We start from the raw sequence: 15,909 nt of genomic DNA, 5'->3' as shown, positions 1-15,909 counted from the left end.
CACCGCGAGGCCGTGGAGGCGGGGGGACGAGCGGGGGGTGGTGAGCACGAGGAATGGCACTCCTTCCGTGGCCGCCGACCGGGTTAGCTGACGGATTCGGGCGGGAAGTACGCCCTACCGCGGGCCGTGGCACGCGGATTCACCCCGGTGTTGCTGTGGGTCCCCGGTTCGCGAGAAGCACGATTAGGCGGGTCGGCGCGGCGTCGCCACTTGCGATCGAAAACCGCTCCGGACGGGCCGACACTACCGGTGGGTACTCCGGCTGCCAAGCGCTCCCACCTGCGTAAACCTCGTGCACCACTACGGATATCGGAACAGGCGATCACTGACCCTACTCAATGGGACGAGCAGTTACCTCGGGACCGCGCGGCGAAAAGCGGACATCCGGTCGCGGGCGTCCCGGAATTGCGGGGGGCGATCGCCCGACCTGACCCCGATGACCGTTTCCGCCGGAGGGGTGACCGGGCTCACCGAATTCGGGTAACAATTCGGTCGACTCCGCCCCGCCGGTCGCGCGCGGGCGGCGCAGCTCCAGCTCGGCGCCTGGCATCCCGGCCGCGCGGACGCGGCCACCTCCCCGAGCCGGCGTGACCCACTCTCCCGCGCATGCGGGTATCGCCCCGGGGGGCACGCGCCGCCGCAGCGGCCCGCCAGGGGACCGGCGGCCGGATCCCCGAGGCCCGCAAATCACGGGTCAGCCGACCCGGGCGGGGCGCCAGCGCGCACCGGAGACGGTGGCCGGCGCCGGGACCGGGATCCGCACGGTCGCGTCGTCCCGCCCCGCCACCGGTGCTGTGGCGCCGTCGGCGGGCCGGAGCGCGGCGGTGGCCGCGTACGCCTCGGCGGCCAGGGGGCGGGCCGCCTCGGCGGCCAGTTCGGCGTCCCGCCAGGCTCGCCGCTCCCGCTCGGCGGCCGCCGCCCAGCCGGCCCGGCGGCCCTCGCGTACCGCCCGGGCCAGGACGATCTCCTGCTCGGCCGGGTGCCGGCGCGGGTCCCACCCGTTGCGGTGGGCCAGCACGTCGGCGAGTTGCCGGGCGGTCAGCTCGCCCCGCCAGTGCGCCGCCATCGCGGCATGGTGCAGCCAGCGCTCCCGGGCCGCGTACTCGGCCGGCGTGCGCGGGGTGTGCGGCGCGGGCAGGGCGGCGGCGCCGGCGAAGCGGCGGGCGGCCCCCTCGGCCTCGTCGTACGCCCGCCAGGCCCGGTCGGCCTCGTCCTGGGCGGTCAGCCACTGCTCCCGCCGCCGGCGGGCGGTCTGGGCGGCTCCGGCGGCGGCCACCGCCACCTCGTCGGCGTACCGGCGCAGGTCGGCCCGGCGGGCGGCCTCCTCGGCCGCGGGGTCGGGAGCCGGATCGGCGACGCCGTCCCGTTCCGGGCGGGCGACCAGCACGGCGAGCACGCCGAGGGCGAGCACGAGCAGGGCCGACCAGATCGCGGCGGCCTCGGGGACCTCGGTCAGGAAGTGGTAGAGAACGGTCTGCGGCATGGTCGGCACCTCACAGGGAGAACGTGGCGGAGAGGTGTCCGCACGACCCGTGGGAGCGGCGGGCGCACCGGGAAGGGGTGCCGCCGGGCCGCCGACGGGCGGGTGCGGGGGTGAGGTTCGGTGCGTGCGGTGGGCGCGAGCCGTCGGCCCGCGGAAGCGTCAGCGCGCGGGCGGGGCCCGGGGACCGACGGTCGCCGGGACCGGCCCGGCCGGAAGGAGCGGCCGGTCGACCGCGCGGGTCACGGCCCGGGACGCCGCCACGGGCTTCAGCCGGTCAACCGCCACGGCCGGCGGGACGACGTCGCCACCCGCGGGGCCCGACTCGGCCCCGGCAGCAACCCGGTCGGCTCCGCCGGAGAAGCCCTGCTCGGTCAGCGTGACGGCGACGGCCCGATCGGCTCCGTCCCGGACGTGGAACCCGGTGACCGTCTCGGCCGCGTCGGCCCGGAGGGTCAGACCCTCGACGGAAGCCACCACCGGAGGCGCCGACGACGCGGTCGCGGCCCCGCCGATCGGCAGCGTCGCCGCACCGAACGAGCAGGCGACGAGCACGGCCAGGGTGGCCAGCGTGCGGGCGGTCCAGCGCGCCACCCACCACACGGGACAGGTGAGCGCGATCGGCAGCACGGGTACAAACTACCGCCGATGCCGCCACATCGCACCGTCGCCGGGCGTGTCGCGCCCGCCGGGAAACGGCGCACCGACCATGGTGGACGGTGGCGGTGCGACCGTTGCGACGCGCGGCGTGGGTGACCGGGTCGGCCGGACCGGGCGGCGCCGGGAGGTCGGGGCCGGCTCAGCCCGGGTCGCGCCGCCCGGCGTACTCGATGGGCCTGGCCCGGGTGTCGGTGGCCTCGACCGCCACGGCGGGGCCGGCGCGCGGTGCGGGGACGGACGGCGCCGGCGCGGCGGTGGCCGCCGCCGGACGGGGCCGGCGCGGCGGGCCGAGGCGGCGCATCATCGGCATCTCCACCCAGCGGTGCAGCGCCGCGGCGAGCAGCAGGTTGAACAGCAGGAAGGCGAGCACCGCGAGCGGCCCCCACCACCCGCGCAGCCCGGTGCCCCAGTCGCCGGTGAGCCGCAGCACGGTCGTCATGACCAGCACGTGGACCAGGTAGAAGGCGAAGGAGACCTCGCCGAGCCAGACCATCGGACGGGACCGCCACGGCGTGCGCCGGCCGCGCACGTCGGCGTCCGCCGCCGCGGTGATGACCAGCAGGTAGGCCGCCGCGAGCAGGGCCGCCCAGAACTCGGCGCGGATCCACTGCGCGGCGACCACCCAGGTGCCGACGAAGAGCAGGCTGGCCACGGTGAGGTTCGGGCCCCGCCAGTGGCCGCGGCGCAGCAGTTCGGCGGCGGCCACGCCCAGCCAGAACTCGAAGGAGCGGGTGACCGGGAAGACCTGGGTGAACCACCAGCGGCTCTCCTCCGGCACCAGGAGCTGGGCGGGCCAGAGAGCGAGGATGAGCAGTGGCACGGCGACCACCACCGCCCACAGCGCGCCGGTGCGGGCCCGGCGCAGCCACGGCAGCACCAGCGGCAGGCAGACGTAGAAGGCCAGCTCGCACGAGAGCGACCAGCTCACGTTGTTGACGCTGTAGAAGTAGCCGTCGAGGGGGATCCAGGCCTGCACCAGGAAGAGGTTCCCGACCGCGGCCCACGGCGCGACCGGGTCGGCGAACCAGAATGCGACGGCCAGCGCCGCCACGAAGGTCACCAGGTGGTTCGGGTAGATCTTGGCGAGCCGGCGGCGCAGGAAGGTGCGTCGCGGCTCGCCGTCCCGGTACGACCAGACCAGCACGAACCCGCTGAGGATGAAGAAGAACTCCACCCCGGAGAGGCCGAGGGCGAACGCCTTGTCCGTCACCGCCCTGATGTCCGGCTCCGCGACGATCCGCATGGTGCCGACGTGGAAGGCGAAGACCAGCAGGGCGGCGATCCAGCGCAGCCCGGTCAGCGACGGCAGCCGGGGGGCACGGGTGGCCGGGGCGCTTGTCACCCGGGGCACCCTACCCGGTGGTATCCCGGGTCGCCGACCGGTGCGACGGGCGCCCGCGTGCGGGGCTGCCACGGGCCCCGGCCGGTGGCATAGGATTTCCGCTCCTGCACTGACGGGGAGCGCGACGGTCGCCGCGGTTCCCGCCGGGCACCGCGTGCCCGGGACGGAAGGTGAGCAATCCCGATGCACCAGCGGATCCTGCTGCGCGCCCGCAAGGGCCCGTTCGACGTCTTCACGCCGGAGGAGACCTTCGCGGGGAACTGGATCGGCGACAACAACGGCAACCTGGTCTTCAGCCACGCCGCACACAAGCTGCTGGCCACCTCGACCGCGGAGATCACCCCGTCGCGGTTCCGGGCCGACGAGCGCGACGCCGACGAGATCAACGAGAAGTACGACGTCTTCGTGATCCCGCTGGCCAACGCGTTCCGCCGCAGCTTCGTGCACCGGCTGGCCCCGATGACCCGGCTGATCGAGCGGCTCAAGATCCCGGTGGTCGTGTTGGGCGTCGGCGTGCAGACCGACATCGACGGCAACCGGGAGTACCTGCGGCCGATCGACGAGGCGGTCACCGCCTTCTGCCGGGCGGTGCTCGACCGCTCGCACAGCATCGGCGTACGCGGCGAGGTGACGGAGAGCTACCTGCGCACCCTCGGCTTCTCCGCGGTCGAGCAGATCGGCTGCCCGTCGATGTTCCTGCACGGCGACAGCTTCCGGATCGAGAAGACCAAGCCGGCGCTGACCCCCGACGACCGGATCGCGCTGACCATCTCGCCGTACGTCTCCTCGATGGCCGGGATCGTGCGGCACCACCACGAGCGCTACCCGAACCTGCGCTACCTGCCGCAGGACCTGCGGACCCTGGGCACCCTGCTCTACGGCGACGCCCCGGAGCTGCGGGGCCGCAGCAGCGACATCCCGCTGCACACCTCGCACCCGTTCTTCGTCGAGGACAAGGTGCGGATGTTCGTCGACCCGTGGACCTGGATGGCGTACCTCTCCGGGTTCGACTTCGCCTTCGGCACCCGGATCCACGGCACCATCACCGCGCTGATCTCCGGCACCCCCGGCTACCTCTTCGCGCACGACTCGCGCACCCTGGAGCTGGCCCGCTACTTCGACATCCCGCACCGGATCATGCGGGACGTGCCGGCCGACATCGACGCCGCCCAGCTCTACGAGGAGGCCGACTACACGGCGCTCAACGAGGGCCACAAGGCGCGGTTCGCGGCGATGACCGCGTTCCTGGCCAGGCACGACCTCGGCCACTCGTTCGCCGACGGGGACAGCGCCGCCCGCTTCGACCAGCGGGTCCGCGAGACCACCTACCCGCCGGCGGTCCGGCCGGCCACGGCCACCGCACCGGCCGAGCTGCTGGCCCGCATCCAGCGGCTGCGCGACGAGAACCAGTCACTCCAGGAGACCATCGAGTCGCTGCGCGGCCAGCAGCTCCGCGAGCGGGTCAGGCAGGCGGTCCCCGCCCCGGTCCGCCGGCTGCTGCGGCGCTGACACTCGTACGCCTGTTCGAGCGCGGGGTAGGATCGGCGGCGTGTCCGACGTCGCGTACCAGCCCTCGATGCTCGACTTCGCCGAGCAGGGCCCGACGCTGGGCCCGCTCACCGGCCGGCTGCGCCGGCACGAGCTGAGCCGCGGCGCCTGGGTCGACCACCTGCCCGGCTGGGTGGCGGGCTCCGACGCGGTGCTCGACACGCTGCTGCACGAGGTGCCGTGGCGGGCCGAGCGCCGCACCATGTACGACGCCGAGGTGGACGTCCCCCGCCTGCTCTGCTGGTACGCCGCCAACCGGGCGCTGCCCCACCCGGTGCTCACCGCGGCGCGCGACACGCTGACCCGGCACTACGCGGCCGAACTGGACGAGCCCTTCGTCACCGCCGGCATGTGCCTCTACCGGGACGGCCGGGACAGCGTGGCCTGGCACGGCGACACCCACGGCCGCTGCGCGCACACCGACACCATGGTGGCCATCGTCTCGTTCGGCTCGCCCCGGCCGTTGCTGCTGCGGCCCCGGGGCGGCGGCGGGAGCAGCCTGCGTTTCCCGCTGGGTCACGGCGACCTCGTGGTGATGGGCGGGTCCTGCCAGCGCACCTGGGAGCACGCGATCCCGAAGACGACCCGGCCGGTCGGTCCCCGGGTCAGCGTCCAGTTCCGCCCCGCCGGGGTGGCCTGACGCCGAGCCGGCCCCGGGCCCGGACCGGCGCCGTGCTAGAAACGACTCTCAGGGTCGATCACGCCCCCGTCACCTGACGCGAAGGGCGGCCGATGACCCAGTCCCCCACCTCCCGCTGGTCCCCCTGGGCCCTGCACGGCGACGGCCGCGCCGTCACCCCCGGCGACGTGGTCCACCCCGACGAGCGGCTCTCCTGGCCGCGCACGGTCGGGGTCGGCGTGCAGCACGTCGTCGCCATGTTCGGCGCCACCTTCACGGTGCCGCTGATCACCGGCTTCCCGCCGGCCACCACGCTCTTCTTCTCCGGGCTGGGCACGCTGCTGTTCCTGCTGATCACCGGCAACCGGCTGCCCTCGTACCTGGGGTCGTCGTTCGCCTTCATCGCCCCGGTGCTGGCGGCCAAGACGGACGGCGGCATCGGCGCGGCGCTCGGCGGCATCGTGGTGGCCGGCGCGGCGCTGGCGTTGGTCGGCGTGGTGGTGCAACTGGCCGGGGCGCGCTGGATCGACGCCCTGATGCCGCCGGTGGTGACCGGCGCGATCGTGGCCCTGATCGGGCTCAACCTGGCCCCGGTGGCCTGGGACGGCGGCGGCAGCGGCACCGGGGTGAAGGCGCAGCCGCTGATCGCGGTGATCACCCTGGTCGCGATCCTGGTCACCACGGTGCTCTTCCGCGGCTTCCTGGCCCGGCTGTCGATCCTGGTCGGCGTGGTGGTCGGCTGGGTGCTGGCCGCACTGCTCGGGCAACTCGACCCGACGGCGGTGACCACGCTGAGGGACGCCGCCTGGGTGGGGCTGCCGCAGTTCCACGCGCCCAGTTTCGGCCTGCGGGCCGTGGTCCTGGTCATCCCGGTGATCCTGGTGCTGATCGCGGAGAACGCCGGGCACGTCAAGGCGGTCGCCGCGATGACCGGGCGGAACCTGGACCGGGACATGGGCCGGGCGTTCCTCGGCGACGGCGTGGCCACCGTGCTGGCCGGCTCCGGCGGCGGCTCCGGCACCACCACGTACGCGGAGAACATCGGCGTGATGGCGGCGACCCGTGTCTACTCGACGGCCGCGTACTGGGTCGCCGGGTTCGCGGCGGTGCTGCTCGGGCTCTGCCCGAAGTTCGGCGCGCTGATCCTCACCGTGCCGGCCGGGGTGCTGGGCGGCGCCACCACCGCCCTGTACGGCCTGATCGCCGTCCTGGGCGCCCGGATCTGGATCGAGAACCGGGTGGACTTCCACGACCCGGTCAACCTGATGACCGCCGCGGTCGCGGTGATCGTCGGCGCCGCCAACTACACCCTGACCGCGGGCGACCTGTCCTTCAACGGCATCGCCCTGGGCACCGCCGCCGCCCTGGCCATCTACCACGGCATGCGCCTGATCGCGCACCTCCGCGGCACCACCCCCGCCTCCCGCCGGGGCCCCGAACCGGAACTCTGACCCGCCTGCGCCGTCTGCGGGAAGCGCGAAGGGGCTCCGCGGCACAGCCGCGGGGCCCCTCGCGTGGATGGTCAGTCGCGGTCGATCTGGTGGCCGATCACCGTCGGGCCCAGCATCACGGCGAAACCGGAGCCGTCGCGGCGGGGGTCGGCCGGGGGCAGCTCGACCGGGTCGCCGGTGGCGGTGGCGCCGACCGGGCGCGGGCCGATCCAGGCCACGGCCAGGTCCAGCTCGCCCTTGAGGAACCGCTGGGCGCGCACGCCGCCGGTCGCCCGCCCCTTCGCCGGGTACGCCTTGAACGGTGTCACCTTGACCGTGGCGCCGGTCGAGGTGACCACCATCGGCTCACCGTGGCCCGGGTCGTCGGTGCGGATCGCGCCGAAGAAGACCACCCGCGCCCCGGCCGGCAGGTTGATGCCGGCCATGCCGCCACCCTTGACGCCCTGCGGCCGGACCACGGACGCCGCGAAGCGCAGCAGCGACGCCTCCGAGGAGACGAACGCCAGCGTCTCCGCCCCGTCGGTGAGCCAGGTCGCCCCGACCACCTCGTCGCCGTCGCGCAGCGAGATCACCTCGAACTCGTCCGACCGGACCGGCCACTCGGGCGCGCAGACCTTCACCACGCCCTGCCGGGTGCCGAGCGCGAGGCCGGGCGAGCCCTCGGCGGGCGGGCCGAGCGGGGCCAGCCCCACGACCGTCTCGCCGGGCTCCAGCGGCACCAGCTCGGCGGCGGACATGCCGCCGCGCAGCGACACCGTGCCGGACTGCTCGGGCAGCACCGGCAGTGGCAGCACGTCGATCTTGAAGGCCCGACCGGCGCTGGTCACCAGGAGCACCCGGCCGCGGGCGGTGGAGTGCACCACCGCGCGTACCGCGTCGTGCTTGACCCGGCCGCTGCGCCGGCGCGCCTCGGCGGCCTCCTCCGACTCGGCCGCGGTCCGGGCGACCAGCCCGGTGGCCGACAGGATGACCTGGCAGGGGTCGTCGGCGACCTCCAGCGGGCCGGCCGGCACGGAAGCCGCCAGGACCTCCTTGAGGTCGCCGTCGACCAGGGTGGTGCGGCGGTCGGCGCCGAACTGCTTGACCACGGCGGCCAGCTCGTCGGAGACCAGCTTCCGCAGCACCTTCGGGTCGTCGAGGATCTTCGACAGCTCGGCGATCTCGCCGCGCAGCTTCTCCTGCTCGGCCTCCAGCTCCAGCCGGTCGTACCTGGTCAGCCGGCGCAGCGGGGTGTCGAGGATGTAGGTGGCCTGGATCTCGGAGAGCTTGAACTTCTGCATGAGGCCGTCCTTGGCGGCCTGGGCGTCCTCGCTGGCCCGGATCAGCTTGACCACCCTGTCGATGTCGAGCAGGGCGATGAGCAGGCCGTCGACCAGGTGCAGCCGCTCCTCGCGCTTGCGCTTGCGGTACGCGCTGCGCCGCGTGATCACCTCGTAGCGGTGGCCGAGGAAGACCTCCAGCAGCTCCTTGAGCCCCAGGGTCTGCGGCTGGCCGTCCACCAGGACCAGGTTGTTGACGCCGAACGACTGCTCCAGCGGGGTGAGCCGGTAGAGGTCGGCCAGCAGCGCCTGCGGGTTGACCCCGACCTTGCACTCGATGACCAGCCGGGTGCCGTTCTCCCGGTCGGTGAGGTCCTTGACGTCGGCGATGCCGGTCAGCCGCTTGGTCTTGTTGACCTCGTTGGTGATGGCGGCGATGACCTTCTCCGCGCCCACCCCGTAGGGCAGTTCGGTGACCGTGATGGCCTGCCGGCCCCGGCTGCCCTCCAGCGGACCGGTCTGCACCCGGGCCCGCATCCGCACCACGCCGCGCCCGGTCTCGTAGGCCCGGCGCACCTCGTCCAGGCCCAGCAGGAGCCCGCCGGTGGGCAGGTCGGGGCCGGGCACGAACTCCATGAGCTTGTCCAGCGTGGCGTCCGGGTGGTTGATCAGCCAGCGGGCCGCCTGGACGACCTCGGCCAGGTTGTGCGGGATCATGTTGGTGGCCATCCCGACCGCGATCCCGGACGCGCCGTTGACCAGCAGGTTGGGGAAGGCCGCCGGCAGCACGGTGGGCTGGGTCAGCGAGCCGTCGTAGTTGGGCTCGACGTCGACGGTGTCCTCGCCCAGCTCGCCGACGAGCAGCATCGCCTCGCGGGACATCCGGGCCTCGGTGTAGCGGGCGGCAGCCGGGCCGTCGTCGGGCGAGCCGAAGTTGCCGTGGCCGTCGATCAACGGCACGTTGAGCGAGAAGTCCTGGGCGAGCCGGACCATCGCGTCGTAGATCGCCGCGTCGCCGTGCGGGTGGTACTTACCCATCACGTCGCCGACGATCCGGGCCGACTTCACGTGGCCCCGGTCGGGGCGGTGGCCCTGCTCGTGCATCGACCAGAGGATCCGCCGGTGCACCGGCTTGAGTCCGTCGCGGGCGTCGGGCAGGGCCCGCGAGTGGATGACCGAGAACGCGTACTCCAGGTAGGAGTCCGAGACCTCGTTGACCAGCGGGTTGTCGAAGACCCGGGCGCCGGCCTGGTCGAAGGCGGAGAGGTCCGCCTTGGCGCGGTCGTCCTTGCGGCGTGCCATGGTTCAGCTTTCCCTTCGAAGAACCCGGTGGTCAGGCGTCGATGGCGTCGCGGTCGACGAGGTCGGCCGAGTCGATGAGCCAGTTGCGGCGGGGCTCGACCTTCTCCCCCATGAGCAGTTCGAGGATCCGCTCGGCGGCCTCGACGTCGTCGAGGGTGATCCGGCGGACCGCCCGGGTGGCCGGGTTCATGGTGGTCTCCCAGAGTTCGTCGGCGTCCATCTCGCCGAGACCCTTGAACCGCGGGATGGGCGTGACGATCTGCTTGCCGGCCTTCTCCAGCTTGCGGACCGTCGCCGTCATCTCGGCCTGGGTGTAGGTGTAGACGGTCTGCGGGTTGCGCCCCTTGGTGGTGATCTTGTGCAGGGGCGGCATGGCCGCGTAGAGCCGGCCCGCCTCGATCAGCGGCCGCATGTAGCGGGCGAAGAGCGTGATGAGCAGGGTCCGGATGTGCGCGCCGTCCACGTCCGCGTCGGCCATGATGAGCACCCGGCCGTAGCGCAGCGCGGAGAGGTCGAAGGTCCGCCCCGAGCCGGCGCCGAGCACCTGCACGATCGCCGCGCACTCGGCGTTGTCCAGCACCTGCTGGAGGTTCGCCTTCTGCACGTTGAGGATCTTGCCGCGGATCGGCAGCAGCGCCTGGTATTCCGAGGAGCGGGCCATCCGGCTGGTGCCGAGCGCGCTGTCACCCTCCACGATGAACAGTTCGCTGCGCTCCACGCCGGTGGCCCGGCAGTCGACAAGCTTGGCCGGCATCGACGCGCCCTCCAGGGCGGTCTTGCGCCGGGCCGCGTCCTTCTGCTGCTTCTGGGTCAGCCGGACCCGGGCCGCGTCGACGATCTTCTGGAGCACCGTCCGGGCCTCGGCTCTGGTCTTGCGGTCCTCCAGCCACGCCTTGAGGTGCGCCTCGACCAGACCCTGCAGCACCTTGGTGATGCCGGCCGTGGAGAGCTCGTCCTTGGTCTGCGAGGTGAACTGCGGCTCCGGGATCCGCACGTGCACCACGGCGGTCATGCCCTCCAGGACGTCGTCCAGGGTGGGCGCGTCCTCCTTGGGCTTGAGCAGGCCGCGGGTGTTGCGGGCGGCCTCCGCCAGGGTGCGGGCCAGGGCCCGCTCGAAGCCCTTGCGGTGGGTGCCGCCGTGCGCGTTGCGGATGGTGTTGGTGAAGCACTCGACGGTGCGCTCGTAGCCGGTGCCCCAGCGGAACGCCACCTCGACCTCGGCCCGGCGCTGGACGTTGGACTGCATGACGCCGTTGGCGTCGGCGGCGTTCTCCCGGTAGGTCCCCTCGCCGGTGACCAGCAGGGTGCCCGAGACCGGGCGGTCGCCGGCCGGCGCCAGGTATTCCACCATGTCGGTGAGGCCGTTGGGGAAGTGGAAGTTCTCCTCGACGGCCTTCTCGCCGGTCTCGTCGCGCAGCCGGTAGGCCACGCCGGGGACCAGGAAGGCGGTGTTGCGCAGCTTGAGCCGGACCGCCTCGGTGTCGAGCGCCGCGCCGGTCTCGAAGTAGCGCGGGTCGTGCCACCAGCGGATGGAGGTGCCGGTGCGCTGGCCGCGCTTCATCGCGCCGACGATCTGCAGGCCGGGGCCGGGCGTGAACGGCGCGTCCGGGCCGTCGCCGTCGAAGATCCCGGGTACGCCGTGCCGGAACGACATCGAGTGGATCTTGCCGCCGCGGCGGACGGTGACGTCGAACCGCCGGGAGAGGGCGTTCACCGCCGACGCGCCCACGCCGTGCAGGCCGCCCGAGGTCTTGTAACCCGAGCCGCCGAACTTGCCGCCCGCGTGCAGCCGGGTCAGCACCAGCTCCACGCCGGAGATGCCGGACTTGGCGTGCACGTCGGTCGGGATGCCGCGGCCGTCGTCGTCGACCTGCACCGAGCCGTCGGCGTGCAGGATCACGTCGACCTTCTTGGCGTGACCGGCGACACCCTCGTCGGTGGAATTGTCGAGGATCTCGTTGACGAGGTGACCCACGCCACGGCTGTCGGTCGAGCCGATGTACATGCCGGGGCGCTTCCGGACGGCATCGAGGCCCTCCAGGTGCGTCAGGTCGTCGGCCCCGTACAGGGTCTCAGGCTGTGCGGTCAACTGGTCGTACTCCCAGGTCTCGGCGGTGTGGTGCCGCTCACCGTGCGATCCCCCACGTCGATCGCCAGGCGCGGCGCGCCGGAGCGAGCCTAGCCCGGCGCTCCGACAGAGCCGTGGCACCCGGTGCGGTACGGCGCGGCCGGTCGGTGCCCGGAGGCGGAGGAGGCGTCCGTGCACCACAACGACATGCCCGGCCGGCGTCTTCCCGAACCCGGGACCGGGCCGCCCGCCCGGATCGCGATCCATTGACGGCCGTCACACCGGCGTGATCTGATCGCCTCCTTGAAGAATCTTTCACATTTCGATGTGTGAGGGGGTCGGGCCATGTCCCTGTTCCGTCGTGCCGCGCTCGCGGCGGCGCTGGCCGTCGCCGCCGTGGCGTTGCCCGCCGCCGTGGCGCCCGCCACGCCGGCCACGGCCGCCCTGCCCACCGCCGCGGTGGCGCTGGGCGACAGCTTCATCAGCGGCGAGGGCGCCGGGGCGTACGCGCCGGTGGTCGACGTCAACGGGGTGGCCCAGGGCTTCCCCGGCTGGTCGGCGCCGAACAGCAACGCCTACTTCTGCCACCGCTCGCCGAACGCCTCACTGTTCCAGGCCGACCTGCCGGGCATCGCCGCCCGGTTCAACCTGGCCTGCTCCGGCGGGCAGCCCTACGACATCGCCGGCGCCTCCGCCACGCGGGCGAAGGGGCGGCAGGTCAGCGCCCAGCTCGACCAGCTCCGGGCGGTGGCGCGGACCCACGACATCGACCTGGTGCTGGTCGGACTCGGCTCGAACAACAGCTCGTTCACCTTCGGCAGCGTGGCGGAGAAGTGCGCCAACCGGTTCATCGCCGACGCCTGGACCGGCTGGTGGGAGTTCTGGGCATACCTCGGCGGGCCGGTCGAGCAGGAACCGTGCACGGACGCCGACCTGGCCACCGCCGCGCAGTTCAGCGCCGCGACCGCGGAGACCACGGCGGCGGTCCGGCAGCTCCTCACCACCCTCGACCAGGTCGACGCCGACGGGCAGCACCGGGTGGTGTTCCAGGACTACACCAACCCGCTCCCCACCGACCTGGCCTCCGTCTACTGGACCGAGGACGACCGGGACGACACCCGGGACAAGTTCCGCGCCCTCGGCGCCGAGCGCTACGCGGCCGGCTGCCCGATCCACCGGGGCAGCCTCGCGCCGGGCCAGCGCTTCTCGCAGGGCCTCGGCACCCTGGTCAGCTCGGTGCGGACCACCCTGGCCGGCGAGTTCCCGCAGGACGACCTGGTCTACCTCAACGTGCAGCGCGCCTTCGACGGCGCCCGGCTCTGCGAGTCGGCGGGCAGCCCGGGCAACGCCCTGGCCACCCCGATCCGGCTCATGGACGGCCCGACCGGCGTCTTCGTGACCAGCCTCTCCGGCTACGACAAGCTCGACATCCAGCGGATCGCGAACGCCTGCGGCACGTACTTCCAGACCTGCCAGGAGTCCTGGCACCCGAGCGCCGCCGGCCACCGGGTGCTGGGTCGCTGCCTGACCGGCGCCGCCGCGACCGGCGCCCGGGCGGTCTCCTGCGTCCGCGCCTCGGACGGCACCATCACGGTGAGCTGACCCGCCGCGACCGGCGAGGCGCCCCGGAGACACCGGGGCGCCTCGTCGCGTCAGGGACGGACGGCCGTGCCGAGCACGTGCGGGGACGCCGGTCCCGCCAGGCCCCCCGGCGGGAAGCGGAACCGGTCCAGCTCGGCCACGGTGAAGCCGGCCGCCCGGATCGCCGCCACGGTGTCCCGCGCGGTGTGGCAGCCGGCGCAGCAGAGCGGCCAGAGCGTCGCGTCCGCCAGGCGCTGGGCCCGACGCAGGCCCGGGGTCTCCGCGACGACGTGCTCGTAGAAGCGGAGTTCCCCGCCCGGGCGGAGCACCCGGCGCGCCTCGCGTAGCGCCACCGCCTGGTCGGGCACCGAGCAGAGCACCAGCGACAGCACAACGGCGTCGGCGCTCGCGTCGGCGACCGGCAGCGCCTCGGCCAGGCCGGCGGCCACGGTCACCGGCACCGGAGCGTCCGGCGCGGCGGCCCGGACGGCGGCGCGCAGCCGCGGCTCGGGCTCCACGGCGAGCACCCCGGTCACGGAAGACGGGTAGTGCGGGAGGTTCCGTCCGTTGCCGGCGCCCACCTCGACCACCCGGCCGCGCAGCCCGGCCACCAGCCGGCGCCGGTGCTCGGCGGCACCGGCCCGGTCCATGGCGACGCTGGCCCGGGCGAAGACCCGGGCGAAGATCGGATGCGAGACGGCCATCAGCCGCCGACCCGCGGGGCGCCGAGGGCGAGCAGCAGCGGACCGGCCGCGCCGTCGACGAGATCGCCGAGGCGTACCCCGTCGAGCACGGCGAGGAAGGCGGCCTGGGCACGGCGCAGCTGGCCGCGCAGCCGGCAGCCGGCGACCAGCGGGCAGGCCGGCTGCTCGCAGTTGACCACCTCGTCGTTGCCCTCGAAGGCCCGGACCACGTGGCCGACGGTCAACTCCCCGGCGTGTTCGGCGAAGGCCACCCCGCCGGAGCGGCCCCGGATGGTCACCAGCACGCCGAGCCGCTGCAACCGCTGCACCACCTTGGCCACGTGACTGCGCGGCAGCGCGAGCTGGGTGGCGAGTTCGTCCACGGTGGTCCGTGCCGGGGACGCGGCGGTCAGCATGGCGATCCGCAGGGCCATGTCGGTCGACCGGTTGAGCTTCACGCCTCGACCCTAGCCAGCGCGCGCCCGGCGCGACACGGGCCGACCAGCCCGTTCGCCGCGGTGATCCACGCCACGGGGGTCCCGGGACCTTCGACCCTGAAGGGGACTCTCGCGTTCCTGTTCAGTGGTGGTCGACCCGTTCGACGCCCGAAGGAGTAGTCGTGCTCTCGGAATCCTCAGCAGCGGTGGTGACGGCGACCCTGCCCGCCGTGCAGGCCCACGGCGAAGCGATCACCGGCCGGTTCTACCAGCGGATGTTCGCCGCCCACCCGGAGCTGCTGAACATCTTCAACCGGGGCAACCAGGCCACCGGCACGCAGAAGGCGGCGCTGGCCGGCGCCGTGGTCGCGTACGCCGAGCACCTGACCGGGGGCAGCGCGGTGCCGTGGGGGCCGATCCTGGACCGGATCGCGCACAAGCACGTCTCCCTGGGAATCACGGCCACCCAGTACACGATCGTCGGCCGGCACCTGATGGCCGCGGTGGCCGAGGTGCTCGGCGAGGCGGTCACCCCCGAGGTCGCCGCGGCCTGGGACGAGGTGTACTGGCTGCTGGCCTGCGAGCTGATCGCCCGGGAGGCGCGCCTCTACACCGAGGCCGGGGTGCCGGAGAACGGCTCGGTGTGGCGCGAGTGGCGGGTCACGGAGAAGACCGTGGAGACCCCCGACGTGGTGTCGTTCACCCTGGTCCCCGCCGACAGCGGCCCGGTGCCCGGCTTCACCGCCGGCCAGTACACCTCCGTCGCGGTCGACCTGGACGGCGACCGCGGCCAGCAGATCCGGCAGTACAGCCTCTCCGGCCGGCCCGGCGCCGACCGCTGGCGGATCACCGTGAAGCGGGTACGCGGCACCGCCGGCGCGCCCGACGGCATGGTCTCCGGATTCCTGCACGACCGGGTGGCCGTCGGCGACACCCTCCGGCTCAGCCCGCCGTTCGGCGAGGTCAGCGCGCTCGGCGGCGGGGAGCCGCTGCTGCTGGTCAGCGCCGGCATCGGGTTGACCCCGGCCATGTCGGCGCTGGCGCACCTGGCGGCCACCGAGCCCGAGCGGCCGGTGACGCTGGTGCACGCCGACCGGACCGGCGCCGCGCACGCGCTGCGCCACGAACTGCCCGCGCTCCAGGAGCGGCTGCCGAACCTGTCCGTGCGCCTCTGGTACGAGGACGCCGCCGGCGGCGAACTGGCCGGGCTCAAGGCGGAGATCGCCGAGGGGCTCGTCGACCCGGCGCTGGTCCCGCTCGCCCCCGGCGCGTACGTGCACCTGTGCGGGCCGGTGCCGTTCATGGCCCTGGTCCGTGGTGGGCTGCTGCGCCGGGGCGTACCGGCCGAGCGGATCGCGTACGAGGTGTTCGGTCCGGGGATGCTGCGCTGAGGCTCGCAGATCGCGGCGACCGGGGCCACGCTCCGTGAGGACTGCCCCACCCCGGCACCTCTGCCGGACCCGCTTTGCTCTGCAGCCG

Annotated in this window: 12 protein-coding genes and 1 riboswitch; of the genes, 5 read left to right on the top strand and 7 right to left on the bottom strand. The window is 73.8% G+C overall.

The genetic code is table 11. The annotated features are described in order from the left end of the window. Positions 1 to 57 precede the first annotated feature (57 nt). A riboswitch (cyclic di-AMP (ydaO/yuaA leader) is annotated at positions 58 to 200 on the bottom strand. Between the two features lie 494 nt (positions 201 to 694). The 3 genes from ACW0Q9_RS20880 to ACW0Q9_RS20870 all read right to left on the bottom strand — a co-directional run bounded on the left by ACW0Q9_RS20880 (position 695) and on the right by ACW0Q9_RS20870 (position 3,482). Then, the gene (locus ACW0Q9_RS20880) at positions 695 to 1,483 is read right to left on the bottom strand and encodes a hypothetical protein (protein ID WP_456183804.1); all 789 of its coding nucleotides are present in this window, start codon (positions 1,481 to 1,483) and stop codon (positions 695 to 697) included. 159 nt (positions 1,484 to 1,642) lie between these two features. Continuing rightward, positions 1,643 to 2,110 carry a hypothetical protein gene (locus ACW0Q9_RS20875; RefSeq protein WP_456183802.1) on the bottom strand — a complete coding sequence of 156 codons (468 nt, stop codon included), beginning with the start codon at positions 2,108 to 2,110 and terminating at the stop codon, positions 1,643 to 1,645. A gap of 169 nt (positions 2,111 to 2,279) precedes the next feature. Beyond that, positions 2,280 to 3,482, bottom strand: coding sequence for an acyltransferase family protein (locus ACW0Q9_RS20870; protein WP_456183800.1), 1,203 nt, complete (start codon positions 3,480 to 3,482; stop codon positions 2,280 to 2,282). 183 nt (positions 3,483 to 3,665) lie between these two features. Here ACW0Q9_RS20870 and ACW0Q9_RS20865 point away from each other — a divergent pair, with 183 nt between their 5' ends. The 3 genes from ACW0Q9_RS20865 (at position 3,666) to ACW0Q9_RS20855 (ending at position 7,100) form a co-directional block, all read left to right on the top strand. Beyond that, on the top strand, positions 3,666 to 4,991 hold the full coding sequence (locus tag ACW0Q9_RS20865; RefSeq protein ID WP_456183798.1) for a polysaccharide pyruvyl transferase family protein: 1,326 nt from the start codon (positions 3,666 to 3,668) through the stop codon (positions 4,989 to 4,991). Positions 4,992 to 5,031: 40 nt separating this feature from the next. Beyond that, a complete protein-coding gene (locus ACW0Q9_RS20860) occupies positions 5,032 to 5,670 on the top strand; it encodes an alpha-ketoglutarate-dependent dioxygenase AlkB (protein WP_456183796.1) in 639 nt (212 codons plus the stop codon). 92 nt (positions 5,671 to 5,762) lie between these two features. Continuing rightward, positions 5,763 to 7,100, top strand: a complete 1,338-nt coding sequence (locus ACW0Q9_RS20855) for a uracil-xanthine permease family protein (RefSeq protein ID WP_456183794.1) — start codon at positions 5,763 to 5,765, stop codon at positions 7,098 to 7,100. A gap of 71 nt (positions 7,101 to 7,171) precedes the next feature. Here the strand turns inward: ACW0Q9_RS20855 and ACW0Q9_RS20850 are convergent, their stop codons facing one another. Together ACW0Q9_RS20850 and ACW0Q9_RS20845 are read right to left on the bottom strand one after the other, a co-directional pair. Further along, a complete protein-coding gene (locus ACW0Q9_RS20850; protein WP_456183792.1) occupies positions 7,172 to 9,661 on the bottom strand; it encodes a DNA gyrase/topoisomerase IV subunit A in 2,490 nt (829 codons plus the stop codon). A gap of 31 nt (positions 9,662 to 9,692) precedes the next feature. Then, positions 9,693 to 11,750 (bottom strand): DNA gyrase/topoisomerase IV subunit B, encoded by a 2,058-nt coding sequence (locus ACW0Q9_RS20845; RefSeq protein WP_456183790.1) that lies wholly within the window; start codon positions 11,748 to 11,750, stop codon positions 9,693 to 9,695. Positions 11,751 to 12,074: 324 nt separating this feature from the next. Between ACW0Q9_RS20845 and ACW0Q9_RS20840 the strand changes: the two genes are divergently transcribed. Further along, entirely contained in the window at positions 12,075 to 13,331 is a 1,257-nt protein-coding gene (locus tag ACW0Q9_RS20840) for a hypothetical protein (RefSeq protein ID WP_456183788.1), read from the top strand. Between the two features lie 50 nt (positions 13,332 to 13,381). On the opposite strand, the gene ACW0Q9_RS20835 is transcribed toward ACW0Q9_RS20840, so the two are convergent. Both ACW0Q9_RS20835 and ACW0Q9_RS20830 read right to left on the bottom strand, forming a co-directional pair. Next, positions 13,382 to 14,014 (bottom strand): class I SAM-dependent methyltransferase, encoded by a 633-nt coding sequence (locus ACW0Q9_RS20835; RefSeq protein WP_456183786.1) that lies wholly within the window; start codon positions 14,012 to 14,014, stop codon positions 13,382 to 13,384. Then, on the bottom strand, positions 14,014 to 14,451 hold the full coding sequence (locus tag ACW0Q9_RS20830; protein ID WP_456183784.1) for an RrF2 family transcriptional regulator: 438 nt from the start codon (positions 14,449 to 14,451) through the stop codon (positions 14,014 to 14,016). The genes ACW0Q9_RS20835 and ACW0Q9_RS20830 overlap by 1 nt, the downstream gene beginning before the upstream one ends. A gap of 161 nt (positions 14,452 to 14,612) precedes the next feature. On the opposite strand from ACW0Q9_RS20830, the gene ACW0Q9_RS20825 reads away from it, so the two are divergent. Then, entirely contained in the window at positions 14,613 to 15,821 is a 1,209-nt protein-coding gene (locus ACW0Q9_RS20825) for a globin domain-containing protein (protein ID WP_456183782.1), read from the top strand. Positions 15,822 to 15,909 lie beyond the last annotated feature (88 nt).

This window comes from Micromonospora sp. I033, from assembly GCF_053890995.1.
This window is presented reverse-complemented; position numbering and strand designations above follow the sequence as displayed.